The sequence below is a fragment of the Pseudochrobactrum asaccharolyticum genome (genome assembly GCF_003314995.1).
Taxonomy (GTDB): domain Bacteria; phylum Pseudomonadota; class Alphaproteobacteria; order Rhizobiales; family Rhizobiaceae; genus Pseudochrobactrum; species Pseudochrobactrum asaccharolyticum.
Genome location: NZ_QNRH01000038.1, coordinates 1 through 1,313, shown reverse-complemented (window position 1 = coordinate 1,313; position 1,313 = coordinate 1). Strand labels below are relative to the sequence as shown.

2 protein-coding genes are annotated in these 1,313 nt (G+C 41.9%); one reads left to right on the top strand and one right to left on the bottom strand.

All coding sequences use genetic code 11. The features are described from left to right. On the top strand, positions 1 to 294 hold a 294-nt coding region (locus tag DFR47_RS21510; protein WP_147245717.1), incomplete at its 5' end, for a DUF892 family protein. Between the two features lie 847 nt (positions 295 to 1,141). Here DFR47_RS21510 and DFR47_RS21500 read toward each other — a convergent pair. Then, positions 1,142 to 1,313: pyridoxamine 5'-phosphate oxidase family protein (locus DFR47_RS21500; protein WP_170137602.1), on the bottom strand; the 172-nt coding region annotated here is incomplete at its 5' end.

The window sequence follows — 1,313 nt, the reverse complement described above, 5'->3', positions numbered from 1 at the left end:
AAGTCTATTGGTCTGAAGGCCGAAGGCGAAAAGTGTGATGCAATAGAAGGGCTCATCAAAGAAACTGACGGGTTAATTGAAGAGGCCTCAGGCACTGCACTGGATGCTGGTTTGTTGGCTGCGTGCCAAGCTGTCGAACACTATGAAATTGCCCGATATGGCTCGCTACGTGAATGGGCAAAAGAACTTGGACATGACGAAGCTCATACACTCTTAAGTGGAATTCTTGATCAAGAAAAAGCCACCAATAATAAGCTTACAAACTTGGCGATTTCATCAATTAATAAAACGTAATTTCTTAATAACTTAAATGAAGGAACCCCGCAAACTCGGGGTTCCTTAGGCGGTAATAAAGCCTCTTAAAATAATAATTCTTCAATTTCAGCTATTTTCCGGGCAATTATGTGCGGGTCTTTTTGTCCCTGCTCGTAAACACGAATGACTGTTCGTGCCAGTACCTCGCGATTTTCATCAGTTAGCGGGCACCGGTTAAGAATGTGGCAAACTTCGTTATAGGCAGACTGTAGGGTGTCAAGCTGCGATGGGGTATACGATCCCAAATAATCAGACTTCGTAAAAGGCATGATATTTCCTCCCGCTTAACGCTCATGATTAAATAGCGACTTTGCTGAAAAAATTATATTACCTTATATCATAAGGCTCAAGGGACTATATAAATGAGAGGTCTGGTAAAGAGGGGCCCGGATCTCAACAACAAAGATATGTGCATTTATCGCATAATTTTTGACGTAGATGTCGGGATAAGGAGACAACATAATGAGATGAAACCTTAGTCTAGCCTCAAAAGACAAAAGTAGCGCTTGCTGCTATCAGAGTTGAGTAGGCGCTATTAGATTTATTGCAGAGATTCAACGTGTATGCCAACCAGATCAACGATGCGCTGAACCGCTAGGGAATACCTGTCGTCTTAATCATGGAATAGCGATCGTAGTTCACCCCTATAAGTTTACCGCCGTACTGAAGAAGACAGAAATCGCCATCCCTATGGTTAACAGGGCGTAGACCAATACAATGAATCTGTTCAGTGACCTCTGACAGTCAATCAAATACGAGGAGGCTTATTTAAAACTAACTATCTCTATCTTATATTCAATCTTGCTCTAAAAATTATCATTCTTATTTACATACCTGTCTCGCGATTGTCTCCCAAATCAGGTTTACTTCCCGTAACTGAGGCAAACATCATTTTTACTGCGGCGGTTAATGAATTAGGGCCATCCCAGAATTCAGCGCGGTTAGGAGATACAACAATCAAACGGATGTTTGGATCATCAGCAGAATCCCAAAAAGCT